This window comes from Pseudomonas sp. FP453, from assembly GCF_030687495.1.
In the GTDB taxonomy this organism is placed as follows: Bacteria; Pseudomonadota; Gammaproteobacteria; order Pseudomonadales; family Pseudomonadaceae; genus Aquipseudomonas.
Map to the genome: position 1 here is coordinate 1,146,070 of NZ_CP117435.1, position 23,184 is coordinate 1,169,253.

Below are 23,184 nucleotides of genomic sequence, written 5' to 3' on the forward strand. Positions count from 1 at the left end.
AAAAGCCAACACGGGTCGATGTCGCCTCATAAGGGTGCGGTGGGGTTCGAGCTCCGACACAACAAGAGCAACTGGAGGTTTGAATGAAGGTATTGAAATCCACCCTGGCCATCGTGACTGCGGCGGCTGTATTGGGTGTCAGCGGTTTCGCCCAAGCCGGCGCCACCCTGGATGCCGTGCAGAAGAAAGGCTTTGTGCAATGTGGCGTGAGTGACGGCCTGCCGGGTTTCTCGGTGCCGGATGCCAGCGGCAAGATCCTCGGGATCGACGCTGACGTGTGCCGTGCTGTTGCCGCTGCCGTGTTCGGCGACGCGACCAAGGTCAAGTTCAGCCAGTTGAACGCCAAGGAGCGTTTCACCGCGCTTCAGTCCGGCGAAGTCGACATCCTCTCCCGCAACACCACCATGACCAGCTCCCGCGATGCCGGCATGGGTCTGAAATTCCCAGGCTTCATTACCTACTACGACGGTATCGGTTTCCTGGTCAACAACAAGCTGGGCGTGAAAAGTGCCAAGGAACTGGACGGTGCAACCATCTGCATCCAGGCCGGTACTACCACCGAGCTGAACGTTTCCGACTACTTCCGTGGCAACAACCTGAAATACACCCCGATCACCTTCGACACCTCCGATGAAAGCGCCAAGTCGCTGGAATCCGGGCGTTGCGACGTGCTGACCTCCGACAAGTCCCAACTCTTCGCCCAGCGCAGCAAGCTGGCGTCGCCGAAGGACTACGTGGTTCTGCCGGAAACCATCTCCAAGGAGCCGCTGGGCCCGGTCGTGCGTAACGGCGACGACGAGTGGCTGGCCATCGTGCGCTGGGTTGGCTACGCCATGCTCAACGCGGAAGAAGCCGGTATCACTTCGAAAAACGTAGAAGCTGAAGCCAAGTCCACCAAGAACCCGGACGTTGCACGTCTGCTCGGTGCCGACGGCGAATACGGCAAAGACCTGAAAGTGAAGAAAGACTGGGTGGTACAGATCGTCAAGCAAGTCGGTAACTACGGCGAAGTGTTCGAGCGCAACCTCGGCAAGAGCACCCCGTTGGAAATCGACCGTGGCCTGAACGCGCTGTGGAACGCCGGCGGCATTCAATACGCACCACCTGTGCGCTGATCGCTGATGGTTCTATCACCCGGTGGGCCAACCGCCGGGTGATGTTCTGTTCCATTATTTCCGGGGCACTTCATGCAAAATCAAATCGGCGCACCAAAGCAGAAGCTCAGCTTCAGCGATCCCAAAGTGCGTGCGTGGCTCTTCCAGATCATCACGATTGTGGCGGTGGTCTCGCTGGGCTGGTACCTCTTCAACAATACCCAGACCAACCTTCAGCACCGGGGCATTACCTCGGGTTTCGACTTTCTTGAACGCAGTGCCGGCTTCGGCATCGCGCAGCATTTGATCGACTACACCGAATCGGACAGTTATGCCCGCGTCTTTGTGATCGGTCTGCTCAACACCTTGCTCGTCACCGTGATCGGCGTGATCCTGGCGACCCTGCTGGGTTTCATCATCGGCGTGGCACGGCTGTCGCCGAACTGGATGATAAACAAGCTGGCGACGGTGTATGTGGAAGTGTTCCGCAACATTCCGCCGCTGCTGCAAATCCTGTTCTGGTATTTCGCGGTGTTCCTCACCATGCCGGGGCCGCGTAACAGCCATAACTTCGGCGATACCTTCTTTGTCAGCAGCCGTGGCCTGAACATGCCTGCAGCGCTGGCGGCGGATGGGTTCTGGCCGTTCGTGGCCAGCATCGTCGTGGCGATCATCGCCGTGGTGCTGATGGCGCGTTGGGCCAACAAACGCTTTGAAGCGACCGGTGTACCGTTCCACAAATTCTGGGCCGGGCTAGCGTTGCTCATCGTGATCCCGGCGTTGTGCGCCCTGATCTTCGGCGCGCCGCTGCATTGGGAAAGCCCCAAGTTGCAGGGCTTCAACTTTGTCGGCGGCTGGGTATTGATCCCCGAACTGCTGGCGTTGACCCTGGCACTGACTGTCTACACGGCTGCGTTTATCGCCGAGATCGTGCGGTCGGGCATCAAGTCCGTCAGCCACGGCCAGACCGAAGCCGCGCGCTCCCTGGGCCTGCGCCCCGGGCCGACGTTGCGCAAGGTCATCATCCCCCAGGCCCTGCGGGTGATTATTCCGCCGCTGACCAGCCAATACCTGAACCTGGCGAAGAACTCGTCGCTGGCCGCCGGTATCGGTTACCCGGAAATGGTTTCGCTGTTTGCCGGCACGGTGCTCAACCAGACCGGCCAGGCCATCGAAGTCATTGCCATCACCATGAGCGTGTACCTGGCGATCAGCATCAGCATTTCGCTGCTGATGAACTGGTACAACAAGCGCATTGCGCTGATCGAGCGGTGAGGAAACCTGCATGAGTACGCATACTTTCAAACCTGATATGCCGCCGCCGAGCAAAGTCTTCGGCCCGGTGGCATGGATGCGCGCCAACCTGTTTTCCAGTTGGCTCAACACCTTGCTGACATTGCTGGCGTTCTACCTGGTCTACCTGGTGGTGCCGCCGATCCTGCATTGGGCCATTCTGGACGCCAACTGGGTCGGCACCACGCGCGCCGATTGCACCAAGGAGGGCGCCTGCTGGGTGTTTATCCAACAGCGCTTCGGGCAGTTCATGTACGGCTACTACCCCGGCGACCTGCGCTGGCGCGTGGACCTGACCGTGTGGCTGGCCATTGTCGGCGTGGCGCCGCTGTTCATCTCGCGCTTCCCGCGCAAGGCGATCTACGGCCTGGGCTTCCTGGTGTTGTACCCGATCATCGCGTTCTTCCTGTTGCACGGTGGCATCTTCGGCCTGAGCAACGTGGCCACCAGCCAATGGGGCGGCCTGATGCTGACCCTGGTGATCGCCACTGTCGGCATCGCTGGCGCCTTGCCGTTGGGCATTGTGCTGGCACTGGGGCGGCGTTCGAACATGCCGGCGATTCGTGTGGTCTGCGTGACCTTCATCGAATTCTGGCGCGGCGTGCCGTTGATTACCGTGCTGTTCATGTCCTCGGTGATGCTGCCGTTGTTCCTGCCCGAAGGCATGGGCATCGACAAATTACTGCGGGCGTTGATCGGCGTGATCCTGTTCCAGTCGGCCTACGTGGCCGAAGTGGTGCGCGGTGGCTTGCAGGCGATTCCCAAGGGGCAGTACGAAGCCGCTGCCGCGATGGGCTTGGGCTACTGGCGTTCGATGGGCCTGGTGATCCTGCCGCAAGCCCTGAAGATGGTGATCCCGGGCATCGTCAACACGTTTATCGCGTTGTTCAAGGACACCAGCCTTGTGATCATCATCGGCCTGTTCGACCTGCTCAACAGCGTCAAGCAAGCCGCCGCCGACCCGAAATGGCTGGGCATGGCCACTGAAGGCTACGTGTTCGCCGCCCTGGTGTTCTGGATTTTCTGTTTTGGTATGTCGCGCTATTCCATTCATTTGGAACATAAGCTCGACACAGGCCACAAGCGTTAGGAGTTGTTGTTATGAGCGAAGCGATCAAACAGCCTGTGAGCCCTGAAGGCATTATCCAGATGCAGGGCGTCAACAAGTGGTACGGCCAGTTCCACGTGTTGAAAGACATCAACCTCAACGTCAAGCAGGGCGAGCGTATCGTGCTGTGCGGCCCGTCGGGTTCGGGCAAGTCCACCACCATCCGTTGCCTCAACCGCCTGGAAGAACACCAGCAGGGCCGCATCGTAGTGGACGGCGTGGAACTGACCAACGACCTCAAGCAGATCGAAGCGATCCGCCGTGAAGTCGGCATGGTGTTCCAGCACTTCAACCTGTTCCCGCACCTGACCATCCTGCAGAACTGCACGCTGGCGCCGATGTGGGTACGCAAGATGCCCAAGCGCAAGGCCGAGGAAATCGCCATGCACTACCTGGAGCGCGTGCGTATCCCGGAGCAGGCGCACAAGTTTCCGGGGCAACTGTCCGGCGGCCAGCAACAGCGTGTGGCGATTGCCCGTGCGTTGTGCATGAAGCCGAAAATCATGCTGTTCGACGAACCGACCTCGGCACTCGACCCGGAGATGGTGAAAGAGGTTTTGGACACCATGATCGGCCTGGCCGAAGACGGTATGACCATGTTGTGCGTGACCCACGAAATGGGCTTTGCGCGTACCGTGGCCAACCGCGTGATCTTCATGGACAAGGGCGAGATCGTCGAACAGGCAGCGCCGAATGACTTCTTCGACAACCCGCAGAATGACCGGACCAAGTTGTTCTTGAGCCAGATCCTGCATTGATCGATGTGTGAATAAATAAAACCCGGCCTGGTGCCGGGTTTATTGTTTGGAGGATCAGGACGCTTTGAGGGCTTCTTGCGTTTCGTTGTTGAGGGTGTAAGTGAAGGCGTTGCGCAGGTCTGCGCCATCGGCCAGTTCTTTGGCCTCGGCGAGCAAGTCGGGGTGACGATCCAGCAGGCGCATCAACACCATCAACGGTTTGGGCGGTGTTATTTCGCCGCGTTCGTAGCGTGAGAAGGCGTTGTGCCCGCCACCGGACAGCAACTCCACGGTTTCTTTTTGCGTGAGGTGCAGCTTGCGGCGGATACGCTTGAGTTCGGCGCCCATCTTCCGCCGTGCGGCGTGGTGGAGCAGCTCATCACTGGCCTTGGCGTGGCGTTCGCAGCTATCGGGGTCGTACATGCCGTCCTCGCACACCTGGCACTCCCAGCCCGAAAGACCTTCAATGCACTGCTCCATGCCTTTGATGCGCAGGGTTTCACTGCGGCCTTCAAAACGCACCATCGCGTCGGGGGCACCGCAGATGAAGCAATGTTGGGTATTCATAGGTTCATCCCTTTGAAGGAGATCACCGGTGGGTTACTGCCGGAGCAATACGTCACCTTGATGTAAATCTCCAGACCATGTGAATGGATGTGGTAGACGTCCTGCCAGATACGATGATCGGCATAGGTGGTCATCGACTTGTACAACATCCTGTTTTTCAGCGCGTAAATGATCGATTGCATCTCGCTGATATCGAGGTCGAGCGCTTCTGCGGTTCTCTTTGCCGCACGTGTGAATGCCTTGGCGCCAAGCCGTCTCACATCCGCCTTTATCACCGCCAAATCGTAATGAGGTGTGTACTTTTCCATAAGACACCTGAGTCCAATAATTACCCTCAGAGGGTAATTTTACCAATCGAAAATTCAGTTCCTTTTGTTGCCTAAAAAACCTAGTGCGTTGCTCTTGTAGGCACGTCCGAATAGGCTGTGGGACTTTTCAACCAGTGATTAGGGCAAGCGCCCATCCCTCTGCCGGCGTTTGTTCCATGACCTCTGAAACCAAGCTTGAAGAACTGTTGATCGATGCCGAAGCCGACGATGAGGTGGTGCAACACCGCCCGCCGGTGGTGAGCCGCCCGTGGTTGTTGCTGCTGGGTTTGATCCTGGTGGCGTTGAATTTGCGCCCGGCGCTGTCGAGCTTGTCGCCGTTGCTCAGTGACGTGTCGGCCAGCCTGGGACTGTCGGCGGCCAAGGCCGGTCTGCTGACCACCTTGCCGGTGCTGTGCCTGGGGCTGTTCGCGCCGCTGGCGCCGATCCTGGCGCGGCGTTTTGGCGCCGAGCGGGTGGTGCTGGGGATTCTGCTGACACTGGCTGGCGGCATCATCCTGCGCAGTTCGTTTGGCGAAGCCGGGCTGTTCGCCGGCAGCCTGATCGCCGGTGCCAGCATCGGCATCATTGGCGTGTTGCTGCCGGGTATCGTCAAGCGCGATTTCGCCAGGCAGGCCGGCACCATGACCGGCGTCTACACCATGGCGCTGTGCCTGGGCGCGGCGTTGGCGGCGGGGGCCACGGTGCCGCTGAGTCACTACTTCGGTGACAGCTGGAACATCGGCCTGGGTTTCTGGATTGTGCCCGCGCTGGTGGCAGCGCTGTTCTGGTTGCCGCAGATTGGGCAAAAGCACGGTGCCCATCAAGTCGCCTATCGGGTGAAAGGCTTGCTACGCGATCCGCTGGCCTGGCAAGTGACCCTGTACATGGGCCTGCAATCATCCCTGGCCTATATCGTGTTTGGCTGGCTGCCCTCGATCCTGATCGACCGAGGCCTGAGTGCCACCGAAGCCGGGCTGGCGCTGTCCGGCTCGATCATCGTGCAGTTGCTCAGCGCGCTCACGGCGCCGTGGCTGGCCACCCGTGGCAAGGACCAGCGCCTGGCCATCGTGGTGGTGATGTTGTTGACCCTCGGCGGCCTGTTCGGTTGCCTGTTGGCGCCGCTCGACGGGTTGTGGGGCTGGGCGATCCTGCTGGGGCTGGGGCAGGGCGGTACGTTCAGCTTGGCGCTGACCTTGATCGTATTACGCTCGCGTGACTCCCACGTGGCCGCCAACCTGTCGGGCATGGCCCAGGGCATCGGCTACACGTTGGCGTCCATGGGCCCGCTGGCGGTGGGCGTGCTGCATGACTGGACCGGTGGCTGGGGCGCCACCGGCTGGGTGTTCGGCGTGATCGGCCTGGGCGCGATCATCGCCGGGTGTGGGGCGGGACGTGCCCTCTACGTGAGTGTCAGCAGCGAGAAGGTCTGACGTTGTAGGGGACAGAAACTCATAGGTACTTCACTGTTACCGTGACAGAGCCGTCGATGGGCACTTCCTCGGTCAAGGTCAGGGAGTTGGTCGGGGCGATGAACGGGGCGATGATCATGTCGGCGGCAAACAATCGGCCCGGTATGGGGGCCAGGACCGAGGTGTTGGCGAAGGACATAAGGCTGGTGGGTCGCAGAGAGTCGCCCTCTCGCCAGGTGGGGCCGCCGTCGAAGGATTCGATGATCATGGCAGGCGCCCCGTTGACCGTCGGCGATTCGAAGTAGGCATAGAACAAGCCGAGTTTCTGGTTACCGTTGATCAACCCCAGGCCGAAGCCTCCTACGGCCTCATAGTTGTAAGCCGATCCGGCGCGATTGTCCTGGCTGTACAGCGCCATAAGGGTATCCGACTCGCAGGTCACCTTGAATGGCATGGTGTGGGTTGGCAGCCGCGTAGGCGATGTTACCTTGAGATCCTTGGCGGACAGCTTGCCCATGTCGTACACGCCGCCGTTGGACATTTCAGGGGTGCAGGCACTCGGCGTGATTGAGCCCTTGACGCTCAGGTCAACGCTGGACGCGGCCACAGCATGGCCGGCGCCGGCCACCATCAATGCCAAGGCCAGCAAGTTACGGGTGTTACGCATGGTGTTGCTCCTAACTAGGGAAAATGAAACGTTTCAGGGATTACAGGTACACAACTTCCAGCGTCGCCGAACCGTCCATCGGTGTTTCCACACTCAGGTCCAGGTTCTGCCGGGCGTTGATCGTGGCTTCCAGCTTCAAGGTGCTGGTAAGGGTCTGGATTGCGGAGGGCCCGGCCATGCTGCCCGCCACATCGGTAAACCCCAGCAGGCTGCGTGAGCCGACATCGATGGGGTTGAGGTTGGAGGTGCGCCAGGCCAGGCCGCCCGTTGTGGATTCGGTGCCGTACGCCACAGCGAGGTCATCGACCACGGTCTGCTTGGGGTCGAAGCTCACCGAATACACGCCGATCTTGTTGCCGGCGGTATCCAGCCCCAAGCCGTAGAAAATCTCGCTGTTGACGTGTGCGGTGCCGTCGCGGTTGTCGCGCATGCGCAGGGCAAAGCGGCCGGCGGCGTTGCAGTTGACGGTGAGCGTCAGGTACTTGTGCGGCAGTCGCGTGCCATTGGTGAGGTTGAGGTCGTTGCGCGAGATCTTGCCGAAGTCCACCAGTCCGCCGCTGGATAACTGTGGCGTGCAGGCCATCGGTGTGATCAGGCCTTTGACGGTCAGTTCGGCGGTGGAAGCGGCGTGGGCGCTGCCAGACAGCAGCGCCAAGGCAATCAGGACGTTTTTCATGGGGTGTCACCTAGAGGTAGTTGATTTCGAGGGTGGCCGAGCCGTCGATGGGGACTTCTTCGGTCAGGGTCAGCGTGTTCGCCGGCGCGATCCTGGGGGTGATGAGCACGTCTGCGCTTAGCCGTTGGATCGGGGCCGGGGCCATGTTGGGGATGCCCCTGTCGGGGGTGAATGACGTTAGGAAAGTGGGCGAGAGAATGTCCGTCGGAGACCAGGAGGTCTGCCCTACAGAACCGATGGCAAACATCTCGGTGCCATCGGCCATGATCGATGGGAGGCGCAAGAGCATGCTGCCGACCTTTTCGTTGCCATTGATCAGGCCCAGGCCGAATTTGATGTTGTTGCCACTATCGAAATGGGTATTGGGCCGGTTGTCCCTGGGCTTCAGGGCCACCAGGGTCAAGGCCTCGCAGGCAAGCTCCAGGCGCAGGCTTTGGGCGCGAAGCTCGGTTGGCTGGTCAATGTTGAGATCCTTGGCCTGGATCTTGCCCAGGTCATATACACCGCCATTGGACAGGTGCGGGTTGCAGGCACTGGGGGTGATTGTCCCGGTGACATTCAGGTTCACGCTGGAAGCGGCATTGGCATATGAGCCGCCAAGTAGCAGTGAAAAGGCCGTCAGAGAAATCCAAAAAGGCATCATGGCTATGTTCCTAGAGATAGTTGAGTTCGAGGGTGGCGGCGCCGTCGAGTCGCACTTCGCTGCCCAGGTCCAATGTGCCCAGGGGGGCGAGTACGGCTTCCAGGCTGGCCGTGGCATTGAGCGTCTGAATCGCTTCGGGTCCGCTGGTACTCCCGGCGCTGGCGCTGAACCCCAGGTGGCGGCTGGTGCCAATCGCCATCGGGCCGGCACTGGCGCTGCTCCAGGGCAGGGCACCGGTGGGGGATTCGGTGCGATACAGCTGGGGCAAACTGTCGGCGGTGGTACGTGCGGGGTCGAACAGCAGCCGGTAGCGCCCGATTTTCTGCTGTTTGGCGTCGAGCCCCAGGCCGTAGGTGGTTTCGTCGGCGGGGCCGGTGGCCGAACCCTGGCGGTTGTCCTGTAACCGCAGGCTGAACCGGGTCGGCGCGTCACAGGTCACGCTGACCACGACGGGTTGTGCGCGCAGCGGTGTTTCCTGGTCGATGTTCAAGTCCATCACCGACAACTTGTGGAACTCCACCGTGCCGCCGTTGGACAGGCTGGGTGTGCAGGCCGCCGGGGCGAAGCGCGCTTGCAGGCGCAACGCCCGCGAGCGCCCGGCGTGGATCGCGTCGAACACGCCGCTGGTGTCCCAGGTCACCGCATCGCTGACGCGTGAGGCCGTTTCGTCCGCCCAGGCGCTGGCCTCGATCAGCAGCGACAAATTGCGCCCACTCACCGGGACGCCACCGCGCAACGGCACGATGCCGTGTTCCGGTCGCCAGTGCAGCGTCGTGCCCATGCTGACGGGCGGTTGGCCGCTGGCGGCGAGCAAGCCCACTTCTACCGACTGGCCGTCGAGTACCGCATCGCTGACCCGCAGGCTGTAGCTGCCGCGTTCAGTAAACCGGAAGCGCTCGGCACCCGCCGCCAGGCCGCGATAGAACAGGCTCATGTCCGTGGCGTTCGGGCAGTTGAGGTTCAGGCGCACACGCCGCTCCCCCAGCAACCGCTCGGCGGCAGGCGCCAACGCGACGGCGCGGTTCATCAGGCCGAAATCCAGCGTGGGTTCGCTCAGGTTCAGTTGGCATTCATCGGCGCCCCAGGCGTTGGCACCCAGCAGCAGACTCAGGGAAAGCAAGACGGGTTTGAGGCCCATGGTGATCGTCCTCATGCTTGGCACCGCGCCGGTGCGGTTTCGTAATACACCTCGGGGTCGCCGTGTTCCGGCAGTTCGAAGCTGAGGCGGCAACGGGGTTGGCCGGGGGCGCTGATCCACAGCGCGCGTCGGTCGAGCACGTCCGGTAGAAACACTTGGCTGCCTTCCTGGACCAGGGTCACGAACTCGCCGTCTGCGGTACTGACCGTGGCCCCACGGGGCAGCGGCTGGCCGTCGGGCGTGGTCACGTGCAGCAAGGCACGCCGGGTTAGGGCCACGCCGAATTCGACTTTGTCCACCGCGCCTCGCCCGGCCGACAGCACCGCCAAGCCATTGCTGATATCGGCGTTGCGCGGCAGCGAGCGGGTCTGCACTTCCACCGGGCTGCGGCCATAGGCACTGAGTTGCGGCACCACGGCCTGGCCTTGCCAATCGGTCCACACCGGGCCGCTTGGCGTGCTGACCTTGATCCCGGCCATGTCGCCCACCGACATGACCGCGAAGGTTTCGCGCACCGGGTACGGCGAGAAGGTCAAGCCGTCGCCGTGCAGTACCACGCCGCCGCGTGCGCCGCCCTGGTAGCTGGAGCGCTTGGCGTCGTTGCGTGTGTAGTTGAAGTCCAACTGGCTGTAATAGGGCAGCGCCGATACGCCTACGGACGACTCCACCTCGCGGTCGCGGCTGTCACGTTCAACGCCGACGCGGTAGGCAAATTGGTCATTGACCTGCTCGTTGAACCCGGCGCCGAGGCGATGTTCGCCGCCGGTGTTGCGCGCCCAGGCGCGAACCTGGCGACTGTCGCCGATGGGCACGCTGATGTTCAGGTAAATGCTGTCATCGCTCTGCTGCCGGCCGCCGACCTGCCATTCGGCGCTGGCGGAGACCGACACCCGGCCAACGTTGGTGCCCCACGACGCCAGTGCGCGGCTGCTGCTGTCGCCGGTATAGGACGACGAACGCGAGACCCCGGCACTGAAGGCCCCCAGCATCGGGTGCGCCCAGGACACCGTGGCACTCTGCTGGTCGCGATAGCGCGCGCGTTGTTGCTCGCGGGTGTCGGTGCGGTAGGTGGAGTCTTCCAGGTCGCGGTAACCGAACGAGCGCCAGGAGCCTGCGGTGGTGATGGCCCAGCGTTCGCCCAGGCGCTGCGACCACGACAGGTCGGTCTGTACCCCGCGTTCATTGCGCTGGCGCGTGGCCTGGGCCAACTGGCTGGAGAACTGCAACTGGCTGTCCTGCCAGGGTAGCCAGCCCAGGCTGATACCGGCGGCACGATAGTCTTCGGCCGCCAGCACACCGCCGCCAACGCTGACCTGCGGGTGCAGCGCGCCGCTCCAGCCGCCGCTGACCACCCAGGGTTCGGCACCCGCACCGTCGCCGACCTTGCGCACGCGCCCGGCGGCGACCGAGTAACCCGGCGCCGGCAAGCCCAGGCCGAGCATGGCCGCCGGAACGGTGAAGCGGCGTTCTTCGCCACTGGTTTCCTTGACCGTGACTTCCACGTCGGAACGGCTGTTCAAGCGCCGCACATCGGTGAGGGCAAAAGGCCCGGCGGGCACCACGGTGGAATGAATCAGCGTGCCGTTCTGGCGCACTTCCACTTGGGCGGGGCCGTTGGCGATACCGGTGATGGTCGCGCCCTGGTTCTGGTCCTGCAACGCGGTTTCGGTGAGCACCTGGGCGCCGGTGATCTGCGCGCCGGCCAGCACCGGGTTGTACAGGTTGATCTGCCCGGCCTGGAATACCGCCTGTTGTTCGGCGAAGGTGCGCTGGGCGTAGGCGTCAAGGTGGGTGGTGCGCGACGTCTTGTCTTGCCAGGTGCGCACCTGGCGGCTGCGCACGATCCAGTCGCCGGCGTTGAAACCGACCTCGGTGTTGGCCGAGCCGAAGCGGCTGGTGTCGTCGCCGTACTCGTTGTACAGGCCGGTGAGGTCGTAGTTGAGCAGGCCGGCGAAGCCGCCGGTCTGGTAGCCGGACACGTCCTGCATGGCCGGGCGCAGGGCGTTGGTGGGCACGATCAGCGCCAGGCCGAGGCTGGCCGGGTCTTGTTCGATCACGGTCTGCGGGTAGGCCTCGAGGAAGGCATGGCAGTCGGCAGCGTCCGCCGGCATGCGCAATTGGCCGGCGTCCAGCAGGGCCTGGTTGAAACACAATGCGCCCTGTTCGTCGAACAGCACATCGATACGCCCACGCCGCTGGCCGTTCACGTTCAGGTTGAGGGCGTGGCGGCCGGCGGCGAAACGTGGCGCTTCCAGCAGCAGATTGGCCAGCTGCGGGTCGATACCGCGCTGGGACAAGGTTTGCGGGTCGAACGAGCCGGCGTTTTCGTCCGCCAGCGTTTCACCCGCCGGCAGCGTGGCGCCGAGGGTCAACGCCAGGCCGGCCAACACCCGGCGCAGGTGTGGCGATAGAACGTCAGGCACGGCTGCGCCGTCGCGATCAGTGATTACTGTGCTCACAAGTCGTACTCGAAGAGTGGAGCAGGCCTGCACCGATCCGTCGGTGCGACAGGCTCCTGGTGGCCTTCAATGGGAAGCCACTTCGTTATCAGGGCGCCGGAATCCTTCCCTCCGGCGCTGCGATCAAAGGGTGATCGGTGCTTGGTACGGGTCCACGGCAAAGCCGTAGACGGTGGCCGGCTGCAACTGCACGGTGCTCGCCTGGGCCTGGCTGGCGGCGACACTGAGGGTCTCTCCCGGCAGCACGTAGGTGCGTGGCAACAAGGCCGAGCCGTTGCCCGGCAGCAGCTTCAGTTCCTGGGCCAGGCGCACCACGTAGGGCGTGGGGTTATGCACACTCAGTTGCTGGTTTTTCAGGCTCCAGGTCAGCCCGGTCCAGGGCGTGCGATTGGGTGCCAGGCCCTTGGGGTGCAGGATCACCGGCAGGTTCTGGCGCACCGTCACGCCGACCCGCGCATGCCCGGCCTGGCCCGCTGCGCGGCCCTGGGGCATGCCCTCGAAGATCACCCGCTTGAGGCGTTGGGTAGTCAGCGGCGTGGGCGATTGCAGGATGAAGCGGATCAGTTGGCTCTTGGATGGCTCGACCCGGGTCAACGGCGGCGTGACGAACAGCAGCGGTGCCGGGTCCTCCGGGATGTCTTCCAGGGTCACGTGCAGGAGGGCCAGCTTGGAGTCGGTGTTGGTCACCGACACCGAGGCTTCGCCGTCGGCTTCGTTGACGATCACCACCGAAGTGTCCGGCACCATGCCGTCGGCCAGTACCAGGGTGGGGCCCCACAGTGTCAGGGCGACTGCACCGAGGTACAGGCCCGCATAGCGTACGAAGTTGAACATCCGGCTGAACAAGGCGATTCGAGGAAGAGGAAACATGACTACAAGTACCTCAGGTCTAGCACGATGGAGCCGTCCAACGGCACCTCTTGGTCGAGGGTCAGGTAGGCGGCGGCGTTGATGGAGGTGTTGATTTGCAGGGTGGCGGTGACCATGCGATGCGCGGCAGGCACGAGGGTGCCGGGAGGCGCGAAGCCCATGTAGGTGTCCGGGTAGGCATTGGACTCGGGGAACCACGTCAGGCCCTGGTTGCTGGAGGCCAGCACCAGTACGCGCTGGTTGTCACCGGTGGCCTCGCGAATCGCCAGGGCCACCGAGCCCAGGCGTTCGGTCGGCGCATGGACGTTGTTGCCCAGGCCGTAATAGAACCCTGGCCCTACGGACGACGCGGCGCGGTTATCCACGCCCACCAGCACAAACAGCACCGGCTCGTTGCAGCTCACGGTCAGTTCCCGGTGCTGGGTGGGCAGCTGCGTGAACTCGTAGAGGTTGAGGGAGCGCGCCGGAACACGCCCGTAATCGACGATGCCGTCGGGGTTCAAGGTCGGCGTGCAGGCACTGGGGGTGATGATGCCGGTCAGTGACACTTCGACCGTCGAGGCGCACAGGGCGGGGGTGGCGGTCAGGCAAAGACCGAGCATCATCAAACGGCGTGAGAGCGTGTTCATGGTCTGTGGTTGGAACCGTGGTTGAGAAGACATCCGTGATAACGACGGTGGGCGCAAGGCAGTGCGTTGCGCCCGTATTCCGTTACAGGTATTTGACGGTCAAGGTGACGGAACCGTCGATGGGCACCTCTTCGGTCAAGGTCAGGCCGCTGGCGGGTGCGATGCTCGGTGAGGCGGTCATGTTGGCGGTGAGAACCTGTACCGGCGTTGGTGCCAGGGTGGTGTTGTCGGCAACCGAGAGAATGCCGCCGGTGGCGAAATTGACTTCCTGGGTCCAGGTGGAGCCGCCGTCTACCGAACCGATCACGCGTCCGGCATTTCCGTCTGCGGACGGCGCGGAAAGCCATACCTCAAGAAAGCCCAGCTTTTCGGTGCCGTTGATCAGGCCCAGGCCAAAGCGTGACGGGATATTGTCGGAACTCGAGCCGGCACGGTTGTCATGGGGCTCGATCGCCATCAGCGTCGCGGCGTCGCAGGTGACCGTCAGTTGCAGGGTGTGTTCGCCCAGGTTGGTGTGGTCGTCGGCCTTGAGATCCTTCGCAGAAATCTTGCCAATATCAACGTTGCCACCGTTGGGCAAGGTCGGTTCACAAGCGCTCGGCGTGATCAGCCCTTTCACGGTCAAGTCGACGCTGGACGCCGCCAGCGCATTGCCGGCGGTGGTGAGCAGAAGGGCGGTGAACAGGGCGTTCAGGGACTTACTCATGGTGTTGCTCCTAGCAGGGGAAAAAATCAAGGAAACGGCGGCTTACCAGTACTTCAGTTGCAGCGTGGCCTGGCCGTCGATGGGCACCTCATCGAGCAGGGTCAGGTCGGTGGCGGGCACGATGATGGTGAACGCGCGCAGGCGAGCGCTCAGGGTTTTCAGGGCGATGGGGGTATTGGGGCCGTCGAGTGCGGCAAACGAGGTCAGCGCCTCGTGCCCCAGGTAGATCGACGTGGACCAGTTGGCTCCGCCATTGCGCGAGGTGATGACCTTGACGGGGATGTCATCGGCCACCGGGTCGAACAGCGAGAACGCCACGCTGCCCAGTTTCTCGTCCTCATGGGTCTTGCCCAGGCCGTGGTGCGCCGGGTTGATGGCAGAGGTCCCCGCCCGGTTGTCCACGGTGGTCAAGGTGAAAAAGGTGTCACCCTCGCACTGCACTTCCAGGCGCATCTCGGCAGGGTTGAGCCGCGTCGGGATGCTGTGTTCCAGGTCTCTGGCGGTCATCTTGCCGTGGTCGATCACGCCACCATTGGTCAGGCTGGGCGTGCACGAGCTGGGGGTGATGCGCCCGGAGACATTCAGGTGGGTGTCGCTGGCGGCGAATGCGCCGGGCGCACAGGCTGCGAGCAACAGGGCGAGGGTGGGTTTGTCCATGGGCACAGGTCCTTGTGGGTGTGGGCGTCGGTTTCGGTTCAATCAGCGCCGGGACGGCGAGAACCACCGCCGGCGCAGGCGCTGTTCAGGGCTCAGAGGTACATCAGGTCCAGCGTGGCGCTGCCGTCCAGGGGCACTTCTGCGGTAAGGGTCAGGTCTCGGGTGGGCGCGATACTGGTGGCTATCCGCAGGTCAACCGTCACGTTGCGCAACGGCTTCGGCGTTGGGGTATCGCCAAATGCACTCCAGTAGTCGTGGCCCATGTAACTGCCGTCGGGGTTCGCTATCCAGGTCGCGCCGGAGTCGTCGGAGAACAGGGGGTAGACCGGAATGTCGGCGACCGGGTTGAGCAGGTCTATCCGATATTTGCCCAGCTTCTGGTCGCCGTTGATCAGGCCCAGGCCGTAGTAGTAGCCCTGGGCGGTGCTGGCCGATCCAAAGCGGTTGTCCCGGGTATTGAGGGCGAACAGGGTCTGCGCTTCACACGCCACATTCAGTTGCAGCGTGACGCGAGGCAGGAAGGTGACGCGGTCAATGGACAGATCCTTGGCAGCGATCTTGCCGTAGTCGATGGCGCCGTCCTGGGACAGCGTGGTATCGCACGCACTGGGCGTGATGCTGCCTTTTACGTTCAAGTCCACGCTGCTGGCGGCCAGCGTCCACGTGCTGTGTGCGATCAAAATCGCCCCGACCAGGGCGGCGAAAGAAGTTTTCATATCAGCAGGTATTCCTATGCAAGGGCTTCGGGACAGATAAGCGCGGGGAAGTTGCCCAGGGTTTTATGGTTTTGGCGGGCACGCGCTGCTTCAGGGAAAAGCGGGAGGGAATTTATCGCCGGGACGAAGCGGCGAAAATGCAACTATTACGAATGACAGGGTGGCAATGACAAAAAGGGCTTGTTTAGTGAAATAGCGTCGTTTAATGCGGGGGGAGGGGGCTTTGTCGTAGTTGTTGTATCGCGCTGTTTAATTCGTTCGGATATTTTTTCGCGCTCTTTGATGACTGTGATTCATTCATTTGGATTGGGGTGATCGTCCTGCTGCGAAAAGTTCGGGTGCGGCCGGTGCATGGCCGGCCGGTTGAGCTGATCGCTCTCTGCATGAGGGCACCATGGCGCACCACTTACCTGAACGAGGCTTGCGCGCGCCGCCGAGCCATTGGCCCCATGCCCGGGTATTGGTGGTGGATGACCACGGTACCTACCGCCTGCTGATGGGCTCATTGCTGACAAAACTCGGCGTGGCTCATCACTGTTGCAGCGACGGACGAATGGCGTTGGATGTGCTGAATGTCGAGCGTTTCGACTTGGTGATCAGCGATTGCCGGATGCCGGTCATGGACGGCTACGCGATGACCCGTGAGCTGCGTCGGCGCGAAAAAGCCGAAGGCCGTCCACCCGTTACGGTACTGGCCTTGACGGCCAGCCTGGGGCCGGAAGACATCCGTCGCTGTATGGCGTGCGGAATGGACGGCTGGTTGCACAAGCCGATCGGTTTCGCACAACTGCGCAAGGTTTTGCACTGCTGGCTGGCGCCACCGAACTCAGGCGGCAATGCCGCCAAGTGCATGGAGGTCACGGTTGTGCCCCGCGGCACGTTCCCCAGCCGCGCCAGCCTGATCGAAGCCTTTGGGAGCTGGGAGGTGGTGGCGCCGATGTTGTTCAGCCTGATCGAGGAAGCCCATGCCGACCTGGCGGTGCTGGCCGCCGCCCAAGCCACACTCGATGCCAGCCAGGCTGCGCAGTGTCTGCATCGTCTGGCGGGCAGTGTGGCGTTTGTGGGGGAAACCGGCCTGGAGAACAGCGCGGTCGCGTTGATCAATGCAGTGCAGGTCTGCGGTGTGAGGCTGAACCAGGCCGGCCTGGATGGCTACCGGCAGAGCGTTGAGCGCTATCTGGATTACTTGGCACGACTTTGAAGGAATTTATACCTCTGTCATGTAGTACGTTTCCGTAAGTGTGTTCTCTTAATTATGTAGGGATTAAGCGTAGCGCTTAAAACCGGGGGGTAACGCTGAGTGGATGACTTATTTCCTGTTGTTGCAAAAACACGATCGCGGTATTTTGCTGGTCTCAAACTGCCATCATGGAATGCCCGATGATTCGCATCATTATTGCTGACGATCACCCCATAGTTCGCGTAGGTCAAAAAGTGGTGATAGAGGCGAGCGGAAAGTGCAAGGTCGTGGCCGAAGCCGATGGCCCTGACCAACTTCTGGAGTTGATAGAACGTATTCCGTGCGACGTGATCGTGACTGATTTCGCCATGCCCGGTAATCAACAAGCAGACGGTTACGGGCTATTGGGTTTATTGCATCGCAAGTACCCCGACGTGCCCGTGATTCTGGTGACCATGTTCGCCAATATCGCCACCCTGCGCGCTGCGTTCGGCCATGGCGCGCGAGGCGTTATTGCCAAGAGTGCATCCGCCAGAGAGTTGCCGCAGGCGCTGATGACCGTGGTGCAGGGGCGCCAGTTCGTCAGCGAATGCCTGCGCTTGCAGCTGGATCAGGCCTGCCTGGCGCAACCGACCAAGGCGCCGACATTGTCGGGCAAAGAACAGGAAGTGGTGCGCATGTTGGCCAGCGGCATGACCGTCAGCCAGATTGCCGCGCGGGTCAATCGCAGTATTTCGACGATCAGCAAACAGAAGAGTACGGCGATGCATCGGTTGTGTATTTCCACGGATGTGGATCTGTTTGCCTATGCACGGGATGCGGGAATGGTTCCTTGAGTCAAGTGCGCGGCCGACTATATCCGTGCGCATTGAAGTTGATATAAGTCGCGCCGTTATTGGTGTGGCATGGGTATTCGTAAAATGTGTATTGGGTGCCGTGTGGTTGCGCGATAAAGTTCACAAATGTTTTGGTGTTACTGGCGCCTTGGCATAACCCCCTGGTCTAACTACAGAGTCGTAATTGTTGGCGAGCCTGGTGCAGTCGTGTGCCGATGCTCGTCAACTAAAACCCACTCGAACGAGTACTTAGTATATGAAAATGTTGATTAACGTGATGGCCGCCGCCATCGCGCTGGGCGGTGTCGTCCCGGTATTGGCGGCGTCCAGTGTGGATGTGAACGTCAAGGGCAGTATTACGCCGGCAGCGTGTACGCCGGCCTTGTCCGGCGGCGGCGTGGTGGACCACGGCAAGATATCGCGCAAGGACTTGAACCAGGGAAATGTGCCCACTGCACTGCCGGTGGCGACACTGCGCTTGAGTGTCGAATGCGCCGCGCCGACACTGATCGCGATCAAAAGTCGCGATAATCGCGCCGGTAGTTCTGGCGAGGAGTTCATCGGTAAGCGGGAAAATTTTGGCCTGGGCCTGGTCGATGGCAACAAGAAGGTCGGTTGGTACTTGTTGAAAACCCTGAATGGGCAGGCCGATGGTGTTGATCGACCGATGATTGAATCGGACGATGGCGCGAGTTGGTCGGACGCCACTCACCCCGACTTGGTGTGGCAGGTCGCGGGCATGCGCAGCTTGAGTGAAAGCGCGGGTAGCGATGCGGTGCCGTTGCCACTCAAGGCAATGTCGATGGATGTGCGGGTCGAGACCATGATCGTCAGGTTGCAATACCTGCCGTCGCTGGGAGAGGAGATTCCCCTGGACGGCAGCGCCACCCTCGACGTCGTCTACCTCTGACCCCACCCCCCTTATTGACAAGGTAAATGGGCATGGCTTTCCACCCATGCGCAGCTTATCGTGCAGCCCTGATAACACTGAATCACGGAGCCTGCCCATGAGTGATGTCCACGACGCCCTGATCAACCGCTTCTACCAGGCCTTCCAGCGCCTGGACGCCGAGGCCATGGCCGCCTGCTATACCGATGACGTGGTGTTCAGCGATCCGGCCTTCGGCGAACTGCGCGGGCGTGATGCCGGCGATATGTGGCGCATGCTCACCACCCGCGCCAAGGATTTCTCCCTGACCTTCGACAGCGTGCGCAGCGATGAGCGCGGCGGCAGTGCGCATTGGGTGGCCACCTATCTGTTCAGCGCCACCGGCAATACGGTGGTCAACGATATCCAGGCGCGCTTCGTGTTTCGCGACGGCAAGATCAGCGAACACCACGACAGCTTCGACCTGTGGCGCTGGTCGCGTCAGGCCCTGGGCACCAAGGGCCTGTTGCTGGGCTGGACGCCCATCGTCAAAAACGCCGTGCGAGCCCAGGCGCTGCGCGGTTTGAAGGCATTCCAGGCCAGTCGTTGATAAGCTTGGCGCTCTTCTGGTTTTGCTGAACTGACCTGTGACTGATCCTTCTGAACCCAAACCCTGGTTTGTCTACCTGGTTCGCGCCGCGAATGGCTCGCTGTATTGCGGCATCAGCAATGACCCGGTGCGCCGTTTTGCGATGCACCAGAGCGGCAAGGGCGCGCGGTTTTTCCTGTCCAGCCCGGCCGTGGCGCTGGTGTACACCGAGCAATGTGCAAGCAAGGCCGAGGCGCTGCGCCAGGAACGGCTGATCAAGAAATTGAAGAAAAGCGCCAAGGAATGCCTGGCGGCCAGTGACTCATTGATTTGACTGATGGGTTCCCATCGTCCCCAAGCGAGATTTTGCAGGCTAAGCTAGCGGCTCACTTCTAGAGCGGAGTCCGGCATGTCTGAGTTGATCCTGCACCACTACCCGCAATCCCCCTTCGCGGAAAAAGCCCGTCTGTTGCTGGGCTTCAAGGGCTTGTCCTGGCATTCGGTGCTGATTCCGCCGGTGATGCCCAAGCCGGATTTCACTGCCCTCACCGGCGGCTATCGCAAGACCCCGGTGCTGCAAGTGGGCGCGGATATCTACTGCGACACGGCCTTGATCGCCCGGCGCCTGGAGCAGGAAAAATCCGCCCCGGCGCTGTTTCCCCAAGGTTTGGAACTGGTCACTCAGGGCTTCGCTGCCTGGGCCGATTCGGTGGTGTTTTCCCATGCGGTGGCGCTGGTGTTCCAGCCCGAATCCCTGGCGGTGAAATTCGCCAAGGTGCCGCCAGAAATGCTCCAGGTGCTGGTGGCCGACCGCGGCAAACTGTTCAGCGGTGGCACGGCGACACGTGTGCAATTGGACCAGGCCCTGCACCAATGGCCGGCGATTGTCAGCCGCATCGATCAGCAATTGCAGCACCAGGCCGGGGACTTCCTGTTCGGCGAGCCTTCGATTGCCGACTTCTCCCTGGCTCACCCGTTGTGGTTCCTCAAAGGCTCTTCCGTGACTGCGCCGCTGGTGGATGCTTATCCTGCCGTCGCCGCCTGGCTGGACCGCGTGTTGAGTTTCGGCCATGGCACGTCCACCCAGATGAGCGCCGAGCAGGCCCTGGAAATTTCGCGCAACGCCACGCCGGCCAATCTGCCGGATGAAGTGTTCGCGGACTTGAATGGCTTCGCCCCAGGCCAGCAGGTGACTGTCAGCGCTACCGATTACGGCACCGACCCCGTCGCTGGCGAACTGCTGTTTGCCGGGCGCGAAGAGCTGATCCTGCGCCGTACCGACGAACGCGCCGGCACCGTGCATGTGCATTTCCCACGCATGGGTTTCCGCATTCAGGCGCAATAAGATCGTCCCCACGCTCCGCGTGGGAACGCATCCCCCGACGCTCCGCGTCGTACTCTCGAAAATATTTGCAGATTTATGTGAGGTAAACCCGCGGCCCATCCGTGTAGTGCTTGAAACTGCGATCAATTCGCATTAACAGCGTTTTCTACACGGGTTCTCACAGCATGAAGTTGACGGCGGGCGGTTGGGTTAAACAGTGGCTGGGAGCCTCGGTCTTGGCGGTCTCGGGGTTGGCATTGCTGCCCCTGGCCGTGGCGCAGGCGCAGGAACAACAAAGCGCCCGGTTCAACTTTGCCCTGGCAGCCAAGCCGCTGCCCCAGGCCCTGAGCGATTTCAGCCGGGTCACCGGGATCAGCGTGATCTACACCGACGAAGCGCCTTATGGCCTCAAGGCCCCGGCCGTCAGCGGGCAGATGAGCGCGCCCCAGGCCCTGCAACGCCTGCTCGGCAACTCGGGCTTCACCTTCCGCCAGATCGATGCGCGCACCCTCGCACTGGAACCGCTGCCCACCGAAGGCGCGGTCAACCTCGGCGCCACCACCATCAGCGGCGTCGACCAGCAGACCCAGGACAGCACCAGCTACCAGCCGCCGCCCACCAGTTCGGTGATGCGCTCCAAGGCGCTGCTGCTGGAAACCCCGCAAACCGTCAACGTCGTCCCCGCCCAAGTGCTGCGCGACCAGACCCCACGCAACCTGGATGACGCCCTCGGCAATATCAGCGGCATCACCCAGGCCAATACCCTTGCCAGCACCCAGGACGCGGTGATGCTGCGCGGCTTTGGCGACAACCGTAACGGTTCGATCATGCGCGACGGCATGCCGGTGGTGCAGGGCCGTGCGCTGAACGCCACGGCCGAGCGCGTCGAAGTGCTCAAGGGCCCGTCGTCGTTGCTGTACGGCATCCAGGACCCGGGCGGCGTGGTCAATATCGTCAGTAAAAAGCCGGAACTGGTGCAGTCCACCGCCCTGACCGTGCGCGGCTCCACCTTTGGCGGCGGCAAGAACGGCAGCGGCGGCAGCCTCGACACCACCGGGCCGATTGGCGACAGCGGCCTGGCTTACCGGCTGATCGTCGACCATGAAGACGAAGACTACTGGCGCAACTTCGGCACCCACCGCGAGACGCTGGTGGCGCCGTCCCTGGCCTGGTACGGCGACAACACCAAGTTGCTGTTTGCCTACGAGCACCGCGAGTTCCTCTCGCCGTTCGACCGTGGCACCGCCATCGACAAGTCCAACCACCCGCTGGACATCCCGTCCACCCGCCGTCTGGACGAGCCCTTCAACAACATGGAAGGCCGCTCCGACCTGTACCGCTTCGAAGCCGACCACGACCTCAACGACGACTGGAAGGCCCACTTCGGCTACAGCTGGAACCGCGAAACCTACGACGCCAGCCAAGTGCGCGTCAGCGCAGTGGCCACCGACGGCACTCTGACCCGCAAGATGGACGGCACCAAAGGCGCGATCACCACCGACCGCTTCACCACCGCCAGCCTCGAAGGCAAGGTCAACGTGTTCGGCCTGCAGAACGACCTGGTGTTCGGCATGGATGATGAGTACCGCAAGATCTACCGCGCCGACCTGATCCGCCAGAACTCGCGTGGCTCGTTCAACTACTACAACCCGGTCTACGGCAACGAAGTCGCCGGCACCACCGTCAGCGCCGCCGACAGCGCCCAGACCGACCTGCTGCGCAGCGACTCGCTGTTCTTCCAGGACGCGATCCACCTCACCGACCAGTGGATCTTCGTCGCCGGTGCGCGCTACCAGATGTACGACCAATACGCCGGCAAGGGCGTGCCGTTCAAGGCCAACACCAACGGTAACGGCCAGGCCTGGGTACCGCGTGCGGGCCTGGTGTATCGCTACACCGACGAGCTGTCCTTCTACGGCAGCTACACCGAATCGTTCAAGCCCAACTCCACCATTGCTGCCCTGGCCGATGGCAGCAAGTTGACCGGTGACCTGACACCCGAGGAATCCAAGTCCTGGGAACTGGGGGCCAAGCTCGATATTCCTGGGCGCATCACTGCCAGCGCGGCGCTGTTCAATATCGACAAGCGCAATGTGTTGGTTTCCGTCGGCTCTGGCGCGAATACCATCTACAGCATTGCCGGCCAAGTGCGTTCTCGTGGCCTGGAACTGGACGCCAGCGGCCAGTTGACCGACCAGTGGAGCGTGATCGGCAGCTATGCCTACACCGACGCCGAAGACGTCAAGGACAAGGATCCGACCCTGGAGGGCAACCGCCTGCAAAACGTCGCCAAGCACACCGGCTCGTTGTCGGTGGCGTACGACTTCGGCAGCATTTTCGGCGGCGACCAGTTGCGTATGGGCACTGGCGCCCGCTACGTCGGCGAGCGCGCAGGCGACGCGGCCAACGACTTCACCCTGCCGGGCTACACCGTGGCGGACGCGTTTGCCACCTACGACACCAAGATCGACGGGCAGAAGGTCAAGTTCCAGCTCAACGTGAAGAACCTGTTCGACCGCACCTACTACACCTCGGCGGCCAGCCGCCTGTTTGTGTCGATTGGCGATGCGCGGCAGTTCTCGGTGTCCAGCACCCTGGAGTTCTAAGCCTGACGCCTGTGGTGAGGGAGCTTGCTCCCGCTGGACTGCGCAGCAGTCCCAGTCTTTTAAACAAAGAGCTGGGGCCGCTTCGCGCCCCAGCGGGAGCAAGC

The 23,184-nt window shown here is 62.2% G+C and carries 24 protein-coding genes; 12 read left to right on the plus strand and 12 right to left on the minus strand.

Annotated features, from left to right (window positions below; translation table 11 throughout):
- Window positions 1-83: 83 nt before the first annotated feature.
- The 4 genes from PSH87_RS05130 to PSH87_RS05145 all read left to right on the plus strand — a co-directional run bounded on the left by PSH87_RS05130 (window position 84) and on the right by PSH87_RS05145 (window position 4,253).
- Window positions 84-1,115, plus strand: a complete 1,032-nt coding sequence (locus tag PSH87_RS05130; protein ID WP_017736735.1) for an amino acid ABC transporter substrate-binding protein — start codon at window positions 84-86, stop codon at window positions 1,113-1,115.
- A 72-nt stretch (window positions 1,116-1,187) separates the two neighbouring features.
- The gene (locus PSH87_RS05135) at window positions 1,188-2,369 is read left to right on the plus strand and encodes an amino acid ABC transporter permease (protein WP_305432794.1); all 1,182 of its coding nucleotides are present in this window, start codon (window positions 1,188-1,190) and stop codon (window positions 2,367-2,369) included.
- A gap of 10 nt (window positions 2,370-2,379) precedes the next feature.
- The gene (locus tag PSH87_RS05140; protein WP_207039986.1) at window positions 2,380-3,477 is read left to right on the plus strand and encodes an amino acid ABC transporter permease; all 1,098 of its coding nucleotides are present in this window, start codon (window positions 2,380-2,382) and stop codon (window positions 3,475-3,477) included.
- An 11-nt stretch (window positions 3,478-3,488) separates the two neighbouring features.
- Complete coding sequence (locus tag PSH87_RS05145) at window positions 3,489-4,253, plus strand: amino acid ABC transporter ATP-binding protein (RefSeq protein ID WP_003171943.1); 765 nt, start codon at window positions 3,489-3,491, stop codon at window positions 4,251-4,253.
- Window positions 4,254-4,307: 54 nt separating this feature from the next.
- Here PSH87_RS05145 and PSH87_RS05150 read toward each other — a convergent pair whose 3' ends face one another.
- Together PSH87_RS05150 and PSH87_RS05155 are read right to left on the minus strand one after the other, a co-directional pair.
- Window positions 4,308-4,799, minus strand: a complete 492-nt coding sequence (locus PSH87_RS05150; protein ID WP_305432795.1) for a type II toxin-antitoxin system MqsA family antitoxin — start codon at window positions 4,797-4,799, stop codon at window positions 4,308-4,310.
- The gene (locus PSH87_RS05155) at window positions 4,796-5,107 is read right to left on the minus strand and encodes a type II toxin-antitoxin system MqsR family toxin (protein WP_305432796.1); all 312 of its coding nucleotides are present in this window, start codon (window positions 5,105-5,107) and stop codon (window positions 4,796-4,798) included. The genes PSH87_RS05150 and PSH87_RS05155 overlap by 4 nt, the downstream gene beginning before the upstream one ends.
- A 176-nt stretch (window positions 5,108-5,283) precedes the next feature.
- Here PSH87_RS05155 and PSH87_RS05160 point away from each other — a divergent pair, with 176 nt between their 5' ends.
- Complete coding sequence (locus PSH87_RS05160; protein WP_305432797.1) at window positions 5,284-6,537, plus strand: CynX/NimT family MFS transporter; 1,254 nt, start codon at window positions 5,284-5,286, stop codon at window positions 6,535-6,537.
- Between the two features lie 19 nt (window positions 6,538-6,556).
- Here the strand turns inward: PSH87_RS05160 and PSH87_RS05165 are convergent, their stop codons facing one another.
- The 10 genes from PSH87_RS05165 to PSH87_RS05210 form a co-directional block, all read right to left on the minus strand.
- Window positions 6,557-7,183 carry a DUF1120 domain-containing protein gene (locus tag PSH87_RS05165; RefSeq protein ID WP_305432798.1) on the minus strand — a complete coding sequence of 209 codons (627 nt, stop codon included), beginning with the start codon at window positions 7,181-7,183 and terminating at the stop codon, window positions 6,557-6,559.
- Window positions 7,184-7,223: 40 nt separating this feature from the next.
- A complete protein-coding gene (locus tag PSH87_RS05170) occupies window positions 7,224-7,859 on the minus strand; it encodes a DUF1120 domain-containing protein (protein WP_305432799.1) in 636 nt (211 codons plus the stop codon).
- 10 nt (window positions 7,860-7,869) lie between these two features.
- A complete protein-coding gene (locus PSH87_RS05175) occupies window positions 7,870-8,502 on the minus strand; it encodes a DUF1120 domain-containing protein (protein ID WP_305432800.1) in 633 nt (210 codons plus the stop codon).
- A 10-nt stretch (window positions 8,503-8,512) separates the two neighbouring features.
- Window positions 8,513-9,640, minus strand: coding sequence for a DUF1120 domain-containing protein (locus PSH87_RS05180; RefSeq protein ID WP_305432801.1), 1,128 nt, complete (start codon window positions 9,638-9,640; stop codon window positions 8,513-8,515).
- Window positions 9,641-9,651: 11 nt separating this feature from the next.
- Window positions 9,652-12,099 (minus strand): fimbria/pilus outer membrane usher protein, encoded by a 2,448-nt coding sequence (locus PSH87_RS05185; protein ID WP_305432802.1) that lies wholly within the window; start codon window positions 12,097-12,099, stop codon window positions 9,652-9,654.
- Window positions 12,100-12,222: 123 nt separating this feature from the next.
- The gene (locus PSH87_RS05190) at window positions 12,223-12,933 is read right to left on the minus strand and encodes a fimbria/pilus chaperone family protein (RefSeq protein WP_017736724.1); all 711 of its coding nucleotides are present in this window, start codon (window positions 12,931-12,933) and stop codon (window positions 12,223-12,225) included.
- Between the two features lie 38 nt (window positions 12,934-12,971).
- On the minus strand, window positions 12,972-13,598 hold the full coding sequence (locus PSH87_RS05195) for a DUF1120 domain-containing protein (protein WP_305432803.1): 627 nt from the start codon (window positions 13,596-13,598) through the stop codon (window positions 12,972-12,974).
- A gap of 82 nt (window positions 13,599-13,680) precedes the next feature.
- On the minus strand, window positions 13,681-14,304 hold the full coding sequence (locus tag PSH87_RS05200) for a DUF1120 domain-containing protein (RefSeq protein ID WP_017736722.1): 624 nt from the start codon (window positions 14,302-14,304) through the stop codon (window positions 13,681-13,683).
- 42 nt (window positions 14,305-14,346) lie between these two features.
- Window positions 14,347-14,961: a DUF1120 domain-containing protein gene (locus PSH87_RS05205; protein ID WP_305432804.1), complete on the minus strand. Its 615-nt coding sequence runs from the start codon at window positions 14,959-14,961 to the stop codon at window positions 14,347-14,349.
- 92 nt (window positions 14,962-15,053) lie between these two features.
- Window positions 15,054-15,677, minus strand: coding sequence for a DUF1120 domain-containing protein (locus PSH87_RS05210; protein ID WP_017736720.1), 624 nt, complete (start codon window positions 15,675-15,677; stop codon window positions 15,054-15,056).
- A gap of 394 nt (window positions 15,678-16,071) precedes the next feature.
- Here PSH87_RS05210 and PSH87_RS05215 point away from each other — a divergent pair, with 394 nt between their 5' ends.
- The 7 genes from PSH87_RS05215 to PSH87_RS05245 all read left to right on the plus strand — a co-directional run bounded on the left by PSH87_RS05215 (window position 16,072) and on the right by PSH87_RS05245 (window position 23,080).
- Window positions 16,072-16,878 carry a hybrid sensor histidine kinase/response regulator gene (locus tag PSH87_RS05215; protein ID WP_305432805.1) on the plus strand — a complete coding sequence of 269 codons (807 nt, stop codon included), beginning with the start codon at window positions 16,072-16,074 and terminating at the stop codon, window positions 16,876-16,878.
- 179 nt (window positions 16,879-17,057) lie between these two features.
- On the plus strand, window positions 17,058-17,693 hold the full coding sequence (locus PSH87_RS05220) for a response regulator transcription factor (protein ID WP_017736718.1): 636 nt from the start codon (window positions 17,058-17,060) through the stop codon (window positions 17,691-17,693).
- 256 nt (window positions 17,694-17,949) lie between these two features.
- Window positions 17,950-18,603: a DUF1120 domain-containing protein gene (locus PSH87_RS05225; RefSeq protein WP_305432806.1), complete on the plus strand. Its 654-nt coding sequence runs from the start codon at window positions 17,950-17,952 to the stop codon at window positions 18,601-18,603.
- A 97-nt stretch (window positions 18,604-18,700) separates the two neighbouring features.
- Window positions 18,701-19,171 (plus strand): nuclear transport factor 2 family protein, encoded by a 471-nt coding sequence (locus PSH87_RS05230; RefSeq protein WP_017736716.1) that lies wholly within the window; start codon window positions 18,701-18,703, stop codon window positions 19,169-19,171.
- A gap of 37 nt (window positions 19,172-19,208) precedes the next feature.
- Window positions 19,209-19,484 carry a GIY-YIG nuclease family protein gene (locus PSH87_RS05235; RefSeq protein WP_017736715.1) on the plus strand — a complete coding sequence of 92 codons (276 nt, stop codon included), beginning with the start codon at window positions 19,209-19,211 and terminating at the stop codon, window positions 19,482-19,484.
- A gap of 75 nt (window positions 19,485-19,559) precedes the next feature.
- Window positions 19,560-20,495: a glutathione S-transferase family protein gene (locus PSH87_RS05240; RefSeq protein WP_017736714.1), complete on the plus strand. Its 936-nt coding sequence runs from the start codon at window positions 19,560-19,562 to the stop codon at window positions 20,493-20,495.
- Between the two features lie 164 nt (window positions 20,496-20,659).
- The gene (locus PSH87_RS05245; RefSeq protein ID WP_305432807.1) at window positions 20,660-23,080 is read left to right on the plus strand and encodes a TonB-dependent receptor; all 2,421 of its coding nucleotides are present in this window, start codon (window positions 20,660-20,662) and stop codon (window positions 23,078-23,080) included.
- Window positions 23,081-23,184: the final 104 nt, after the last annotated feature.

What these genes read in the sequence shown, in the direction of transcription:
- PSH87_RS05245 (WP_305432807.1), top strand. Translation starts at nt 20,660, where the DNA reads ATGAAGTTGACGGCGGGCGGTTGGGTTAAACAGTGGCTGGGAGCCTCG.
- PSH87_RS05175 (WP_305432800.1), bottom strand. Translation starts at nt 8,502, where the DNA reads ATGATGCCTTTTTGGATTTCTCTGACGGCCTTTTCACTGCTACTTGGC.
- PSH87_RS05190 (WP_017736724.1), bottom strand. Translation starts at nt 12,933, where the DNA reads ATGTTCAACTTCGTACGCTATGCGGGCCTGTACCTCGGTGCAGTCGCC.
- PSH87_RS05225 (WP_305432806.1), top strand. Translation starts at nt 17,950, where the DNA reads ATGAAAATGTTGATTAACGTGATGGCCGCCGCCATCGCGCTGGGCGGT.
- PSH87_RS05160 (WP_305432797.1), top strand. Translation starts at nt 5,284, where the DNA reads ATGACCTCTGAAACCAAGCTTGAAGAACTGTTGATCGATGCCGAAGCC.
- PSH87_RS05150 (WP_305432795.1), bottom strand. Translation starts at nt 4,799, where the DNA reads ATGAATACCCAACATTGCTTCATCTGCGGTGCCCCCGACGCGATGGTG.
- PSH87_RS05200 (WP_017736722.1), bottom strand. Translation starts at nt 14,304, where the DNA reads ATGAGTAAGTCCCTGAACGCCCTGTTCACCGCCCTTCTGCTCACCACC.
- PSH87_RS05220 (WP_017736718.1), top strand. Translation starts at nt 17,058, where the DNA reads ATGATTCGCATCATTATTGCTGACGATCACCCCATAGTTCGCGTAGGT.
- PSH87_RS05180 (WP_305432801.1), bottom strand. Translation starts at nt 9,640, where the DNA reads ATGGGCCTCAAACCCGTCTTGCTTTCCCTGAGTCTGCTGCTGGGTGCC.
- PSH87_RS05170 (WP_305432799.1), bottom strand. Translation starts at nt 7,859, where the DNA reads ATGAAAAACGTCCTGATTGCCTTGGCGCTGCTGTCTGGCAGCGCCCAC.
- PSH87_RS05240 (WP_017736714.1), top strand. Translation starts at nt 19,560, where the DNA reads ATGTCTGAGTTGATCCTGCACCACTACCCGCAATCCCCCTTCGCGGAA.
- PSH87_RS05165 (WP_305432798.1), bottom strand. Translation starts at nt 7,183, where the DNA reads ATGCGTAACACCCGTAACTTGCTGGCCTTGGCATTGATGGTGGCCGGC.
- PSH87_RS05210 (WP_017736720.1), bottom strand. Translation starts at nt 15,677, where the DNA reads ATGAAAACTTCTTTCGCCGCCCTGGTCGGGGCGATTTTGATCGCACAC.
- PSH87_RS05195 (WP_305432803.1), bottom strand. Translation starts at nt 13,598, where the DNA reads ATGAACACGCTCTCACGCCGTTTGATGATGCTCGGTCTTTGCCTGACC.
- PSH87_RS05135 (WP_305432794.1), top strand. Translation starts at nt 1,188, where the DNA reads ATGCAAAATCAAATCGGCGCACCAAAGCAGAAGCTCAGCTTCAGCGAT.
- PSH87_RS05140 (WP_207039986.1), top strand. Translation starts at nt 2,380, where the DNA reads ATGAGTACGCATACTTTCAAACCTGATATGCCGCCGCCGAGCAAAGTC.
- PSH87_RS05130 (WP_017736735.1), top strand. Translation starts at nt 84, where the DNA reads ATGAAGGTATTGAAATCCACCCTGGCCATCGTGACTGCGGCGGCTGTA.
- PSH87_RS05215 (WP_305432805.1), top strand. Translation starts at nt 16,072, where the DNA reads ATGGCGCACCACTTACCTGAACGAGGCTTGCGCGCGCCGCCGAGCCAT.
- PSH87_RS05155 (WP_305432796.1), bottom strand. Translation starts at nt 5,107, where the DNA reads ATGGAAAAGTACACACCTCATTACGATTTGGCGGTGATAAAGGCGGAT.
- PSH87_RS05145 (WP_003171943.1), top strand. Translation starts at nt 3,489, where the DNA reads ATGAGCGAAGCGATCAAACAGCCTGTGAGCCCTGAAGGCATTATCCAG.
- PSH87_RS05205 (WP_305432804.1), bottom strand. Translation starts at nt 14,961, where the DNA reads ATGGACAAACCCACCCTCGCCCTGTTGCTCGCAGCCTGTGCGCCCGGC.
- PSH87_RS05230 (WP_017736716.1), top strand. Translation starts at nt 18,701, where the DNA reads ATGAGTGATGTCCACGACGCCCTGATCAACCGCTTCTACCAGGCCTTC.